The 13,858-nt window shown below is 48.7% G+C and carries 15 protein-coding genes and 1 riboswitch; of the genes, 14 read left to right on the top strand and 1 reads right to left on the bottom strand.

Features of this window, described 5'->3' with window-relative positions:
* The first annotated feature begins 76 nt into the window (after positions 1-76).
* From lspA to pyrR, 3 genes are read left to right on the top strand one after another with little or no spacing between them, the layout of a single operon-like run.
* Positions 77-547, top strand: a complete 471-nt coding sequence (gene lspA / locus SPTER_RS09965; protein WP_144350278.1) for a signal peptidase II — start codon at positions 77-79, stop codon at positions 545-547.
* Entirely contained in the window at positions 522-1,511 is a 990-nt protein-coding gene (locus tag SPTER_RS09960) for an RluA family pseudouridine synthase (protein WP_144350277.1), read from the top strand. Before lspA ends, SPTER_RS09960 begins: the two co-directional genes overlap by 26 nt.
* A 4-nt stretch (positions 1,512-1,515) precedes the next feature.
* Positions 1,516-2,079, top strand: a complete 564-nt coding sequence (gene pyrR / locus SPTER_RS09955) for a bifunctional pyr operon transcriptional regulator/uracil phosphoribosyltransferase PyrR (RefSeq protein ID WP_144350276.1) — start codon at positions 1,516-1,518, stop codon at positions 2,077-2,079.
* Here pyrR and SPTER_RS09950 read toward each other — a convergent pair.
* Positions 2,069-3,817, bottom strand: coding sequence for an Rqc2 family fibronectin-binding protein (locus SPTER_RS09950; protein WP_144350275.1), 1,749 nt, complete (start codon positions 3,815-3,817; stop codon positions 2,069-2,071). The genes pyrR and SPTER_RS09950 overlap by 11 nt on opposite strands.
* Before the next feature lie 139 nt (positions 3,818-3,956).
* On the opposite strand from SPTER_RS09950, the gene SPTER_RS09945 reads away from it, so the two are divergent.
* The 11 genes from SPTER_RS09945 (at position 3,957) to SPTER_RS25635 (ending at position 13,799) form a co-directional block, all read left to right on the top strand.
* Positions 3,957-6,713: a calcium-translocating P-type ATPase, SERCA-type gene (locus SPTER_RS09945; protein WP_144350274.1), complete on the top strand. Its 2,757-nt coding sequence runs from the start codon at positions 3,957-3,959 to the stop codon at positions 6,711-6,713.
* A 22-nt stretch (positions 6,714-6,735) separates the two neighbouring features.
* Positions 6,736-7,569: a diaminopimelate epimerase gene (dapF, locus tag SPTER_RS09940; protein ID WP_144350273.1), complete on the top strand. Its 834-nt coding sequence runs from the start codon at positions 6,736-6,738 to the stop codon at positions 7,567-7,569.
* A 205-nt stretch (positions 7,570-7,774) separates the two neighbouring features.
* Positions 7,775-8,380 (top strand): hypothetical protein, encoded by a 606-nt coding sequence (locus SPTER_RS09935; RefSeq protein WP_144350272.1) that lies wholly within the window; start codon positions 7,775-7,777, stop codon positions 8,378-8,380.
* A 147-nt stretch (positions 8,381-8,527) separates the two neighbouring features.
* The gene (locus SPTER_RS09930) at positions 8,528-9,412 is read left to right on the top strand and encodes a YicC/YloC family endoribonuclease (protein ID WP_144350271.1); all 885 of its coding nucleotides are present in this window, start codon (positions 8,528-8,530) and stop codon (positions 9,410-9,412) included.
* Between the two features lie 50 nt (positions 9,413-9,462).
* Positions 9,463-9,729, top strand: a complete 267-nt coding sequence (gene remA / locus SPTER_RS09925) for an extracellular matrix/biofilm regulator RemA (protein ID WP_144350270.1) — start codon at positions 9,463-9,465, stop codon at positions 9,727-9,729.
* Positions 9,730-9,750: 21 nt separating this feature from the next.
* The gene (gene gmk, locus SPTER_RS09920) at positions 9,751-10,389 is read left to right on the top strand and encodes a guanylate kinase (protein WP_144350269.1); all 639 of its coding nucleotides are present in this window, start codon (positions 9,751-9,753) and stop codon (positions 10,387-10,389) included.
* A 12-nt stretch (positions 10,390-10,401) separates the two neighbouring features.
* Positions 10,402-10,608 (top strand): DNA-directed RNA polymerase subunit omega, encoded by a 207-nt coding sequence (gene rpoZ / locus SPTER_RS09915; protein ID WP_144350268.1) that lies wholly within the window; start codon positions 10,402-10,404, stop codon positions 10,606-10,608.
* A gap of 9 nt (positions 10,609-10,617) precedes the next feature.
* Positions 10,618-11,820 carry a bifunctional phosphopantothenoylcysteine decarboxylase/phosphopantothenate--cysteine ligase CoaBC gene (gene coaBC, locus SPTER_RS09910; protein WP_144350267.1) on the top strand — a complete coding sequence of 401 codons (1,203 nt, stop codon included), beginning with the start codon at positions 10,618-10,620 and terminating at the stop codon, positions 11,818-11,820.
* 49 nt (positions 11,821-11,869) lie between these two features.
* Positions 11,870-11,979: riboswitch (SAM riboswitch) on the top strand.
* Between the two features lie 182 nt (positions 11,980-12,161).
* Positions 12,162-13,352 (top strand): methionine adenosyltransferase, encoded by a 1,191-nt coding sequence (gene metK, locus SPTER_RS09905; RefSeq protein ID WP_144350266.1) that lies wholly within the window; start codon positions 12,162-12,164, stop codon positions 13,350-13,352.
* A gap of 72 nt (positions 13,353-13,424) precedes the next feature.
* Positions 13,425-13,652, top strand: a complete 228-nt coding sequence (locus SPTER_RS09900) for a heavy-metal-associated domain-containing protein (protein ID WP_211367529.1) — start codon at positions 13,425-13,427, stop codon at positions 13,650-13,652.
* 12 nt (positions 13,653-13,664) lie between these two features.
* Positions 13,665-13,799 (top strand): hypothetical protein, encoded by a 135-nt coding sequence (locus SPTER_RS25635; protein ID WP_281289516.1) that lies wholly within the window; start codon positions 13,665-13,667, stop codon positions 13,797-13,799.
* Positions 13,800-13,858 lie beyond the last annotated feature (59 nt).

The raw sequence follows: 13,858 nt of genomic DNA, 5'->3' as shown, positions 1-13,858 counted from the left end.
CTTTACGTTTGGAAAAAATTCCGGTATCATGTTATCATAGTTTAAGTCAGCCAGATAAGAATGGGAGAGAGGTTTGGTGCCGATATTAGGATTTGGAATCATTGCCATAGCAGTTATCATCCTTGATCAGTTGTCTAAACAGTATATTCAGGCCCATATGCTGCCCGGAATGTCACTGCCGGTGCTGGACAATATTTTTCATATTACCTATGTGTTAAATCCCGGTGCTGCTTTTGGTATTTTAGAAAACCAGCAGAAGTTTTTTATCATAATTGCGTTGCTTATGCTAACTTTTACTATTTATTTTTTTCAACAGATTCCTGATAAATTCCGCCTGATGCGCCTGGGTTTAAGCCTGCTGGCCGGCGGCGCGGTTGGTAATGTTATCGACAGGATCCAGACCGGCTATGTCATTGATTTTTTTGATTTCCGTATCTGGCCGGTGTTCAATGTGGCCGATATTGCCATTGTAACAGGTGTCGGCTGCGTAATTTATACACTGATATTTAGGTCTTTTCCTAATGAAAATCAAGAAAAATCAAGATAGGGATGATACTGTGGAGCAAAATCAAACACCTGTCAGTCATACCACAAGTTTTGCGGCAACAGACGAAGAACAGGGGGGCAGGCTGGATGTCCTCCTGACAAACCGGTTTCCCGAACTGTCCCGCTCCCACCTGCAAAAACTGATTGCCGGCAAACTGGTCACTGTCAATGGTAAGGCGGCCAAAGCCAATTATAAAGCGCAGGCTGACGATCAGATCATGATTACTTTTCCCGCGGCTAAGCCTATAGAAATTGTGGCCGAATCGATTCCCCTTGCTATCCTTTATGAAGATGCCGATATTATCGTCCTGAATAAGGCCCGGGGTATGGTCGTGCATCCGGCAGCCGGCAACTATCAGGGAACGCTGGTCAATGCCCTGTTAGAGCATTGCACTGATTTATCAGGCATCAATGGCGAGATCCGGCCGGGAATTGTGCATCGCCTTGATAAAGATACTTCCGGGGTGATGGTAGCGGCCAAAAATGACCGCGCTCATCTCGACCTGGCCGAGCAGATTAAAAGCCGTACGGCCAGCCGTAAATATCTGGCGATTGTTCATGGCAATATTGCCGAAGAGCAGGGTATCATTAATGCGCCCATCGGCCGTCATCCGTCCGACCGGAAAAAAATGGCGGTTACCTTTAGCAATAGCAAAGAGGCCATCACCCGCTTCCGTGTTGTCGAACGGTTCGTTAATTATACATTTGTTGAATGCAGGCTGCAAACCGGGCGTACCCATCAAATCAGGGTACATATGCAGTATATAGATCATCCGGTTGTAGGTGATCCCAAATACGGACCGGAAAAAAAACGTTTTGCCATCGCCGGCCAGGCCCTTCATTCGGCTGAGCTTTCACTCCGGCACCCGGCTACCGGTGAGACCATGATATTTACCGCCCCCCTGCCTGACGATATGGCAGCTATACTTAATCAACTGAAAACATCCAAAAGAGAGGAGCAATAATACTATGGCTAAACATGTAAACTGGGTAGACAAGGCTATTATCATGGACGCGCAAGCCGTTAAACGGGCCCTCACCCGCGTAGCCCATGAAATTGTGGAACGCAACAAAGGGGTCGGTGATTTGACACTGGTCGGTATCAGAACGCGCGGTGTACCGTTAGCCCAGCGCATAGCAGAAGAAATCAAACGGATTGAAGGTATTGAATTACCGGTAGGGGTGCTGGATATCACCCTGTACAGGGATGACCTGTCTACCCTGGCCTATCAGCCGATTGTCCATGAGACACTGATCCCTTTTTCTATTAATGACAAAAAAGTGGTCCTTGTCGATGATGTCTTATTTACCGGGCGTACAGTCAGAGCCGCCCTGGATGCAATCATGGATATCGGCCGGCCGGCAGCCATTCAGCTGGCTGTACTCATTGACCGCGGTCATCGCGAACTCCCGGTCAGAGCCGATTATGTGGGCAAAAATGTACCGACTTCAGGCAAAGAAATAGTCAGCGTACAGCTGACTTCAGTCGATGGCAGTGAGCAGGTTGTCATCAAAGAAATTGTTACCGGCTGAGCAATTGCTGTCCCAGCGTTTCATCAGGTGTTACATAAATGGTATTTTGATGATCATAAACGACAAAACCGGGTTTAGCCCCAGAGGGTTTACGGACATGCCGCCGCCTGGTATAGTCGACCGGAACATTGGCTGACTGACGGCTCTTACTAAAATAGGCGGCCAGCCGGGCGGCCTCTTTTATGGCCTGCTCCGTAATTTCCCGGTTTTCGCCCCGGATAATAACATGGGATCCCGGTATATCCTTGGTGTGCAGCCATATGTCGTCAGGTTGAGCCTGTTTAAAGGTTACAAGGTCATTCTGGCGATTATTTTTACCGATTATAAGATTAAAGCCCTCACTGCTTTTAACAGTGAACGGTGAAGAAGGCGCAGCCGGCGGCCGCCGTTTTTCCGAGGTTTTTAGATAGCCGGCGGCAATCAGTTCCTGCCGCACTTCATTCACTTCGGCACTGGCAAAGGCATGGGCGAGCGCGATAGCAATACTCTCTAAATAAACAATCTCATCCTGGCATTCCTTGAGCTGACCGGCCAAATGCTCCCCCGAGCGTTTGGCCTTGTTGTACTTTGCATAATACTGTTGCGCATTCGCCAGCGGGGACAGGTCAGAATCTAATTTGATAATAATCTGCTGGGCTTCAGGCCCCGCACTATATATGTCAAGCAGCGCCTGTTCGGCAACGCCGGTGTTAACCGCATACAGGTTAGCCATCAGAATATCGCCGTATTTTCTGAGTTCACCGGCATTTTCCGCCTGTGACAGTTCACCGGCTAACACAGCCTGCTTACGGGTCAGCCTGGCTAATTCGGCTGCGAGCAGCTTGTTCAGGACTTCTTTCTCCGGCACAGACGGACGGCCCTGATATTTGTCAAAGTACTCGACGGCCGCATTCATGCTGGGGAAAGTGTGGCGATCATACTGGCTGAGATGCCCGGGGACAAAGGCAGCAATCGCCAGTGGCCGCTGCCCCTCTACAACAATACTGGGGTTGACCTGCCCCTCTTTAAGGGGGGCAGCAATACTCGCAACCGCTTCACTTAAGGCCGCGGTATCGGCGGCGTCAAGTTCACTAAGGCTAATATCCGGCGAAAAACCGCCACGCCAGGCCAGCTCCCGTACAGTGAGCGGTCCCAGGCCAATGCCTGTGGCCATAATCGCTTTGCTGAGCGAGGCAGCCGGCGCTGCCAGGACCTTTTCGGCAAACAGAAACGGATCTGTTGCCAGGATATTCAACCTGTCCTGACCGGGCGGATAGGCGTATTCTTTACCAGGCAGTACCTGCCGGTAGCGGCTGACCTGGGCACTCACCCGTCGGACAGCATCAATGATGAGATTATTCTGGGTTAAAATAATATTGCTGTGTTTGCCCATAATTTCGACAACCAGACATTTGGTAACAATGATGCCCCGTTCCCCGCGCACATCAATGTTGATGTTGACAATACGGTCAAGACTATGCTGTTCAATACCGGCAATACGTCCGTCTTCCAGGTGCTTGCGCAGCAGCATGCAAAAGTTAGGAGCAACAGCCGGGTTTTCGGGCGCGGTAGCCGTAAGCAGGAGTTTGGGGCGCGCCGGGTTAGCCGAGAGCAAAAACCGCAGGTTTGCCCCTGGTTGCCGCACCCATAGTAAGAGAGAATAGGGGTCAGGCTGAAATACTTTATCAATCCGCCCGCCAGTGAGGGCGGTATTAAGCTCCCCGACCAGCGGGGCCAGCGACAAGCCGTCAAGATTCATTGTAGAAAACCTCCGTCATCCAATAGCAATTTGCCAATAGTATATCACCCCTGTAATTAGCGGTCAAACCCGGTCTAATTCACCCCGTAGCAGAATATCATGGTTAATAAAGCAAAACGCATGTTAGCGAGGTGGCTGCATGGATAGGGAAAAATGGTATACACGCACACCAGATGAAGCGGTTCAATTCTGGCAAACCAGCTTTGCCGATGGTTTATCCACTGCCGAAGTAAAGATCAGACTGGACAAATTCGGCTTTAATGAACTGGCCGAAAAAGAAAAGGTACCGTGGTGGAAGCGGTTTTTAGCCCAATTTCAGGATTTTATGGTATTAGTCTTGCTGGGGGCTACGTTAATATCGGCCTTATTGGGTGAATATGCCGACGCCGTCACCATCTTAATCATCGTCTTGATGAATGCTGTCTTAGGCTTTATCCAGGAATACCGGGCCGAGCAATCGCTGTCTGCTTTAAAAAAGCTGGCATCGCCCACAGCAAGAGTAGTTAGAAACAGTATGGTACAACAAATTCCTGCCAGGGAGCTGGTGCCTGGAGACATGCTGGTACTGGAAGCCGGTGATAAGCTGGCCGCCGACGGCCGGCTGATTAATGTCCACAATCTGGAGGTAGACGAGGCCGCCCTCACCGGTGAATCTATGCCTGTACGCAAAGTAGCCGACCGCAGCTTTAGTGAGGATGCTCCCCTCGGTGACCGAAAAAACATGGTCTACGCCGGTACCAGCATAGTCAGAGGCCGGGGAAAAGCGGTGGTATGTGCAGCTGGTATGGCTACTGAAGTAGGGCATATTGCCGGCATGATCCAGGAGACAACGGAAGAAACCACACCGTTAGAGAGACGGTTAGACCAGCTTGGCAGATTGCTGGTCTGGGGCTGTCTGGCGATCTGTTTAATCGTTGTCGTTACTGGTGTGATTAAAGGGGAATCCCTGTTTCTGATGTGTATGGCCGGTATCAGCCTGGCGGTTGCGGCTATTCCCGAAGGTCTGCCTGCCATCGTAACTGTGGCCCTGGCCCTCGGCGTCCAGCGCATGATTAAGCAACGGGCAATTATCCGCAAACTGCCGGCGGTTGAAACCCTGGGCTGCACAACCGTGATCTGCTCTGATAAAACAGGAACACTGACCCAGAATCAGATGACAGTGAGGCAAATATTTGCTAACGGCAATACATACGATGTCACCGGAACAGGTTATGATATAAAAGGCAATATCCTGTTTAACCAGCAGCCGGTTACAATCAGTAGGGATAAAGTTCTGCAGCAGTGCCTGACAATTGGCGTTCTCTGCAATAATAGCACCTTAAAACAAAATAATATTGCGATTACAGGGATCTGGCGCAATAAAACCGGAACAGGCTGGTCGATTGAGGGCGACCCTACCGAAGGCGCAATTATTGTTGCGGCTGCCAAAGCTGATATCTGGCAAACGGAAATAGAAAAAAGCCAGCAGCGGGTAGCTGAAATTCCTTTTGAATCTGAACGCCGCCGCATGTCGGTTATCTATCGCGATGCCAATAACAATAATATTCTTTATATGAAAGGCGCCCCTGATACAATCACAGAACTGTGCCGTTATTCCCATACGCCGGCAGGCCCTGCCACTATGACAAGTGAGCACAGAGCCAGTATAAACAATATTATCGAACAAATGTCATCGCAGGCCCTGCGGGTACTGGCAGTGGCTTATCGCCGCCTGACACCGGCTCAGGCCAGGAATCCCGATGAGGCTATCGAAACTGAGCTGGTGTTTGCCGGGTTAATCGGTATGATTGATCCCCCGCGCGAAGAAGCCAAGTCCTCCATTGCCTTATGCCGTGAAGCCGGTATCAAAACAGTAATGATCACCGGTGATCATAAGAATACCGCCATTGCCATCGCCCAGGAACTGCATATATACAGGGACGGGCAGCATAAGGCCCTCACCGGTACTGAGCTTGATGCGATGAATGAAGGTGAGCTTGATGCCACAGTCAATAAAGTCACAGTATATGCCCGCGTATCGCCGGCCCATAAATTAAGAATCGTCCGGGCGCTTAAGCGTCATGGCCATATTGTGGCCATGACGGGTGACGGGGTTAACGACGCCCCGGCAATAAAAGAGGCAGATATCGGGATTGCCATGGGGATTTCCGGCACCGCTGTTACTAAAGAAGCATCAGCCATGGTGCTGGCGGATGATAACTTTGCAACAATTGTCGCCGCCGTAGAAGAAGGCCGTGGTATCTACGATAATATCAGGAAATTCATCAGGTACTTATTATCGTGCAATATCGGCGAAGTACTGACTATGTTTTTGGCGGCATTGCTGGGTATGCCGATGCCGCTGCTGCCTGTGCAGATATTGTGGGTGAATCTTGTTACCGACGGTCTGCCGGCAATGGCGCTGGGCGTGGATTCTTATAATCCCAATATTATGAAGCGGCCGCCCCGCCATCCGGGAGAAAGTGTTTTTTCCCGCGGTTTAAGCCGGAAAATTATCGGCCGTGGTATTCAAATAGGTTTGAGCACACTTTTTGTCTTTAGTGTGATATACTATCTACAGAATGATTTGGCGCTGGCCAGAACAGCGGCCTTTGCGACCCTGGTATATTGCCAGATGTTCCACGTATTTGACTGCCGTTCCGAAACTGCTACCATCTTTGAGCTTACATTTACCAGTAATAAGTATCTGCTGGCAGCTGTAACCTTCTCTACTGTTATGCAGCTTTCGGTCATGTATATCCCGTTTTTAAGCGCTATTTTTTCAACTGTGCCGCTTTCATTGGGTGACTGGGCGCTTGTCCTGACCGTTTCCGGCTGGACACTGATAGTCAACGGCTTTAAACACATATTCAAACCCCGGCCGGCGCGCCGTACAATTTTGCCGCAAAACCGGTAACTACACTTCTAGGAGGAATAGCATGCATTTTACAAAGTGGCATGGATTGGGCAATGATTTCGTAATTATCAATAGTAAAACAGAACCTATTTCTGATTACCGGCAGCAGGCGCTGGCCGTCTGTGACCGTAATTTCGGCATTGGTGCCGACGGGCTTGTTGTTATCTTACCATCAGACATCGCTGATTTTAAAATGCGGATCTTTAATTCTGATGGCAGCGAAGCTGACATGTGCGGTAACGCGACCCGCTGTGTGGCCCGTTATCTCTACGAAACCGGCCTTACGGATAAAACAACAATTACATTAGACACGCTGGCCGGAATTATTACGCCGGAGCTGATATTTGATCAGAATACCCTGGCAACGGTTAAGGTTGATATGGGCGAACCGAAACTTACCCGCGGCGAAACCCCAATGACCGGTAATGCTGTTGAAAAAACCATCAATGCCGCAATTGAGGTCGGCGGCCAAACCTACCGGGTCACCGCCCTCTCCATGGGCAATCCTCACTGTGTCATTTTTGTTGATGATGTAGCCGCAGTTGATCTAGCTGCCATTGGACCGAAAATTGAGACCCATGCTCTTTTTCCCCGCAAAACCAATGTTGAGTTCATACAGGTCGTTGACCGGCAGACCCTGAGAATGCGTGTTTGGGAAAGGGGGGCCGGCATAACCAAGGCCTGCGGCACCGGGGCCAGCGCGGCTTTAGTAGCCGCAGTGCTAAACGGTCATACCGACCGGCAGGCAACTGTAAAATTAGACGGCGGTGACCTGTTTATCCACTGGGCCGACAATAACCATATCTATAAATCAGGCCCGGCGGTTGAGGTATTCAGAGGAGAATACTTATTGTAAGAAAACACGGCTGGCGCCGAGCCTTAGCGAAAGCAAAAGCCGCTGCTGCCCTATCCTGTTAAAAAGTTAACCTTTCTAGCAGGATAGGGCAGCAGCGGCTCGTCTTGAGCCGGTTTTTTATATAAGTTATCCATGCAAAAAAAGGAATTCTTTATGCCAGTGCCTAATAGTAATAGCGAAGATATTTGTCATCGGAGGTGTTTAGGTGAGGTTTCTTTCCGCTTTTTTTCTCAGCCTGCTGCTCCTGGTCTCGATTCCCTGGCCCGCGGGGGCAATATCATTAGTAAATAAAGAAGTTATCCTTGAAGCTCAGGATTACGGCGTAAAACGTCAGCAGCTGGCGCTTACGGAGTTTCTTGCCCCCTGGCTTGTTTATGAGGAAAAAGCTCCTATACTTAATGAAACAACGGAAAAAGCTTATTTATATACACCTTTTTTGCTGATAGCGAACGATGCCCGGGATAAAGTCCGGAGCAAGCAGGTTGTGGAGCTGGCCGACAGCGAAAAAATCCTTGCCGATTATGCGGGCTGTCTGGTTTTCAGTATAACAGCCAACGGCAACAGTCCCAATTTTACCGAGGGAGTTCAGGTCACCCTCAGGCAGGAAAAGAAGGTGTTTAAACCCTACCATGCAGTGGCAAACCCGCCGGTCAAAACCCCGCGCTTTCCTGATAAACCACAATATACCGCCCATTCTTATTTTTACTTTTCCGATAAAGATATTCTGCTGAATAAACCCATTACATTATTCGTCACCACCAAAGATAAGCAGGAACGCCGGTTTTACTTCGATTTGCCGAAATTTAAATGATTTTCTGCCAAAAATGGAGGTTATCTCCATTTATTTTTTTGGTAAAAAGGGATTTAGCAGGAACAAAGCGAAGTAACAGGTAAAATCTACGGGTTAAAATTGTATTATCAGTCAATAATAACATACGCAAAGGCAGGTGCAGGTTTCGTGCTAAAAAGTATGACCGGATTTGGCCGCGGTGAATATATTGATTCAACCCATCGGATTGTGGTTGAAATTAAAGCGGTAAATCACCGGTATAACGAGATTGTAATCCGTATGCCGAAAACTTTCGGCAGTCTGGAAGACAAAATCCGCCGCAGTATTGCCAATACTATTTTGCGTGGCCGGATTGATGCTTTTATCACTGTGGATGAATACGGAGAAAAGAAACGGACAGTAAGGGTTGACAAAGAATTGGCAATAGCTTACCATAATGCAATGAGAGAATTAGCCGGTATCGTTGAAATGCCTGCCAGCGATAATATCTTTCATCTTGCTAAATATCCTGATGTGCTCAAGGTGGAGGAAATAACAGAAGATGTTGAGCAATTATGGCCTAAATTGGGAACGGCGATTGAATCAGCGGTATTAAATCTGATGAGAATGCGGGAAACTGAAGGAGCCAATATTGAGCGTGACCTGCTGGAGCGGGTTGACAAACTGTACACATATATAGCCAGCATTGAAGCACGAGCCCCGCAAATCCTTATTGATTACCGGGAAAGACTGCTGGTCCGCATGCGGGAACTGCTGGCTGCGGCCGGAGCAGAACCTGATGAAACCAGACTGATCCAGGAAACCGCACTATTTGCCGACCGAACGAATGTTACTGAGGAAATTGTGCGCTTAAAAAGTCATTTATCTCAATTTAAAGCAACGGTTACAGCAGCTGAAGCGGTTGGACGCAAGCTGGATTTTATTGTGCAGGAGATTAACAGGGAAACAAATACCATTGCTTCTAAGGCCAACGATTCGACAATTGCTAATGTGGTGGTTGAAATTAAAAGTGAAATTGAGAAGGTCAGAGAGCAAATCCAAAACATAGAGTAATATAGGAGAGCTACGTCTAACAGCCTATAAATGTCATAGGAGGAGTCTTAATGGATATAAAATTGATCAACATTGGCTTCGGCAATATCGTATCGGCTAACAGGATTATCTCTATTGTCAGCCCGGAATCTGCTCCCATCAAAAGGATTATTCAGGAAGCCCGTGATCGGGGTATGCTTATTGATGCTACATACGGACGTCGGACCCGGGCAGTAATTATTACTGACAGCGACCACGTCATTTTATCGGCTGTACAACCGGAAACAGTGGCCCACCGTCTAACAAGCAAAGATACCAGTGATGAATCTGCCGAATAACCGCCTAAAAGGAGATTGACGATGACGCAGCAAGGAATTTTGATTGTTATTTCCGGACCTTCCGGTACCGGAAAAGGTACTATTTGCCGTGAGTTGCTGCGTAGCAATCCCCGTCTCAAATACTCAATATCAGCTACTACACGCCTGCCGCGGGTGGGAGAGGTAGATGGGGTAAACTACCTGTTTACTGGCAAAGAACAGTTTAAGACCATGATTGACAACGGTGAGCTGCTGGAATGGGCAGAAGTTTACGGTAATTTCTATGGTACACCACGCCGCTATGTGCTTGACCAGCTACATAGCGGGTTTGATGTTGTACTGGAAATTGATACACAGGGAGCCATGAAGGTCAAGGATAATTTTTCGCAGGGTGTTTATGTATATGTTGTCCCGCCTTCCCTTGATGAGCTGGCTGACAGGATTTACAAACGCGGTACTGACAGCCCTGAGGTAATCAAAAATCGTTTACACTGTGCAAGCAGTGAGCTTAAGCTGGCGCACAACTATCATTATATCGTGGTTAATGATCAGGTAGCTGCCGCTGTCCAAAGAATCGAAACTATAATCACTGCCGAAAAGTACCGGGCCGAACGCAATACTGATTTAATTGACAGCCTCTACCGTTCAAAGTGTATAGGCAAACCTGCAAGTAAAGGCTAGGGGGAAAACCTAATGATTAATCCGTCTTTAGATGCTTTAGTAGCGAAAGTTGATAGTAAATACACACTGGTGGTGCTTGCTGCCAAACGGGCCAGGGAAATCATGGACGGAAAGCCGTCTTCAGCAGAGTCGAAATCCAATAAACCTGTAACAATGGCCCTGGAGGAAATAGCCCAGCGGAAAATAACCTATGAACGTACCAAAACCGGCATTAAATAGGAGGAAATCATGTCCTCAGGTCAAACGATTGTCATAGGCGTTACCGGCGGCATTGCTGCCTATAAAACAGTAGATGTTGTCAGCCGTTTAAAAAAGGCCGGCTGTAATGTCTATGTTATTATGACAAAAGCCGCTACCGCTTTTGTCACGCCGCTCACCTTCCGGGAAATCAGCGGCAATCCGGTTATCACCGATATGTGGGAAGAACCCAAAACGTGGAATGTCCAGCATATCGCTCTGGCTTCGCGGGCTGATTTGTTTTTAGTTGCCCCGGCAACAGCCAATACCATTGGCAAAATAGCCAATGGTATTGCGGACGATATGCTTACAACCACAGTCATGGCCACTACGGCGCCGGTTATGCTCGCACCGGCGATGAATACAAATATGTTTCTCAACCCGGTCACCCAGCAAAATTTAGCCAAGTTAAAAAGCTTAGGCTATCATATTATGGAACCGGCCTCAGGTATGCTGGCTTGTGGCATCGAAGGACCCGGCCGGTTACCCGAACCGGCAGCAATTGTGGAAAATCTGCTGTCAATCCTGCACCCCCGCCGTGAGCTGGCGGGGAAACGCCTGCTGGTTACTGCCGCTGGCACCAGGGAACCCATTGACCCTGTCAGATATCTCGGCAACCGTTCCAGCGGTAAAATGGGCTATGCCCTGGCCCAGGCAGCAGCAGCCCGCGGTGCTGAGGTTATTTTAATTTCCGGACCTTCCGGGTTGCCTGTGCCGCCGGGAATTACCATAAAACGGGTAGAAACAGCGGCAGAGATGCACAATGCGGTTCTGGCTGACTTTGACGCCGTTGATATCGTCATAAAAGCAGCGGCGGTTGCCGACTACCGGCCTGAACTGGCGGCCGAGCAAAAAATAAAGAAAACCGGCGATACACTAACCCTGAGTCTGGTCAAAAACCCGGATATCCTGTACGATTTGGGCCAGCGGAAAAAGCGACAGCTATTAATTGGCTTTGCGGCTGAAACAGAAGGGCTGATTGAACATGCCCAGGAAAAACTGCGCAAGAAAAACCTGGATATGATCGTGGCCAACGACGTCACTTTACCCGGGGCCGGCTTTAACCTGGACACCAATATTGTGAAACTTGTTCACAGAAACGGCATGGTGGAGGCACTGCCCCTGCAAAGCAAACAACAGGTTGCAGAAATTATTTTAGACAAAATTTGTGCAATGCTGACAAATTCTACTTGATTTTTTTTATTAATTCGATTAAAATTTGATATGAAAATTGCATACTCTATACTCATCAAGAGTTGGTGGAGGGACTGGCCCGATGAAACCGCGGCAACCATTTAGCAGTATCCGGCTAAAAACGGTGCCAATTCCGGCGGCAAGACCGTAAGATGGGAGTGAAAGAAAAATCACGCCCCCTTGCGGGGGTTTTCTTTTTTTAGTCTACCAGGATTTATAAATAAATTCTGTGGACATAAAAACGCCTATACCCTAAGCACAGGCGGCTTCTGCCACCGTCCTAAAGGGCTTGGTACAAGCCAAACCTTTTCTTAAAATATAAACTGGGAGGGATAATGATCTTGGAAAAAAAACGTGTGCTTTTTACATCTGAATCTGTCACGGAAGGCCATCCGGATAAGATAGCTGACCAAATTTCCGACAGTGTACTTGATGCTATTCTGGCCCATGACCCGTCAGCCCGGGTGGCCTGCGAGACTTTGGTAACAACCGGTATAGTGCACGTAGTGGGAGAGATTACCACGAATTGCTATGTAGATATTCCCAAGATTGTCCGCGAAACCATCAAGAGTATCGGCTATACCCGGGCCAAATATGGTTTTGACGGCGAAACCTGCGGTGTTTTAATCTCGATCGATGAACAATCGCCGGACATTGCCCTGGGGGTAGACAAAGCCTTAGAAGCAAAACAGGGCGCCATGGATGCCATTGAAGCAATTGGTGCCGGTGACCAGGGGATGATGTTCGGCTATGCGACCAACGAAACGCCTGAATATATGCCGCTGCCAATCGCTTTAGCCCATAAGCTGGCGCGCAGGCTGTCCGAGGTCCGTAAAAGCGGTGAGCTCGGTTACCTCCGTCCTGATGGTAAGACCCAGGTTACGGTTGAGTATGAAGACGGCAAACCGGTGCGTATTGATACTATCGTTGTGTCCACTCAGCACAGCCCGGAAGCAGACCGGGAAACAATTGAAAAGGATCTGATCGCCGCCGTCGTCGTCCCGATCGTGCCCGCAGAACTATTGGATGCCAAAACAAAATATTATATCAACCCAACCGGTCGTTTTGTGGTCGGCGGGCCGCAAGGCGATGCCGGTTTAACAGGCCGAAAAATCATTGTCGACACTTATGGCGGCATGGCCCGGCACGGCGGCGGCGCTTTTTCGGGCAAAGACCCAACAAAGGTTGACCGTTCCGCGGCGTATGCGGCCCGTTATGTTGCCAAAAATGTAGTTGCCGCCGGCTTAGCCGATAAATGCGAAATCCAGCTGGCCTATGCCATCGGCATTGCCCGGCCGGTTTCGGTTATGGTGGAAACGTTCGGTACTGCTAAAATTTCCGAGTCGAAAATAGTTGAACTCATCAACAAGCATTTTGATTTAAGACCGGCCGGTATCATTAAATCCCTGAATCTCCGGCGTCCGCTTTACCGTCAGACTGCTGCCTATGGTCATTTTGGCCGCACTGATGTCAGCCTGCCCTGGGAGCAGACCGACAAAGCGGAAATTCTGCGCAAAGAAGCCAATCTATAACTAATTAATTATTGACCAATGGTAATACTAACAATTGTGGACACTCAATTCAGTAACAAGGGAGGTATTCCATTGGCTACACAGAAAAATACCAAACAATCCATCTACCGTGTTGGCGGCCTGAAAGGCGACCATTGCCGGGATCGTATTGAGCATACTTTGTCCCATCTTTATGGTGTCTCCTCAGTGAAGGTGTCCTTAACCACCCATCAGGTTGCAGTTACTCATGACGAAGCAGTTACCCCCAGCGGCTATATTGAGGAAACGTTGCAATCACTTGGCTACTCTATTCAGAGTTAGGAAGTGCTTATCATGAAGCTTCGTTTTTCGCCGCTGCGCCGACACCGGACTAAACGTTTTTTTAAACGTTTGCCAATGGACACTGGGGTTGACTGGGAAATGGCCGCTCATGACCCGGACAACCGCCAGCAGGTATTTGACAATTAAAAAGCGAATATCTATTTAATAATTAAAAAGGGGACTAGCACAGTCCCCTTCTCTTTATT

The sequence above is a fragment of the Sporomusa termitida genome, assembly GCF_007641255.1.
In the GTDB taxonomy this organism is placed as follows: domain Bacteria; phylum Bacillota; class Negativicutes; order Sporomusales; family Sporomusaceae; genus Sporomusa; species Sporomusa termitida.
This window is presented reverse-complemented; position numbering and strand designations above follow the sequence as displayed.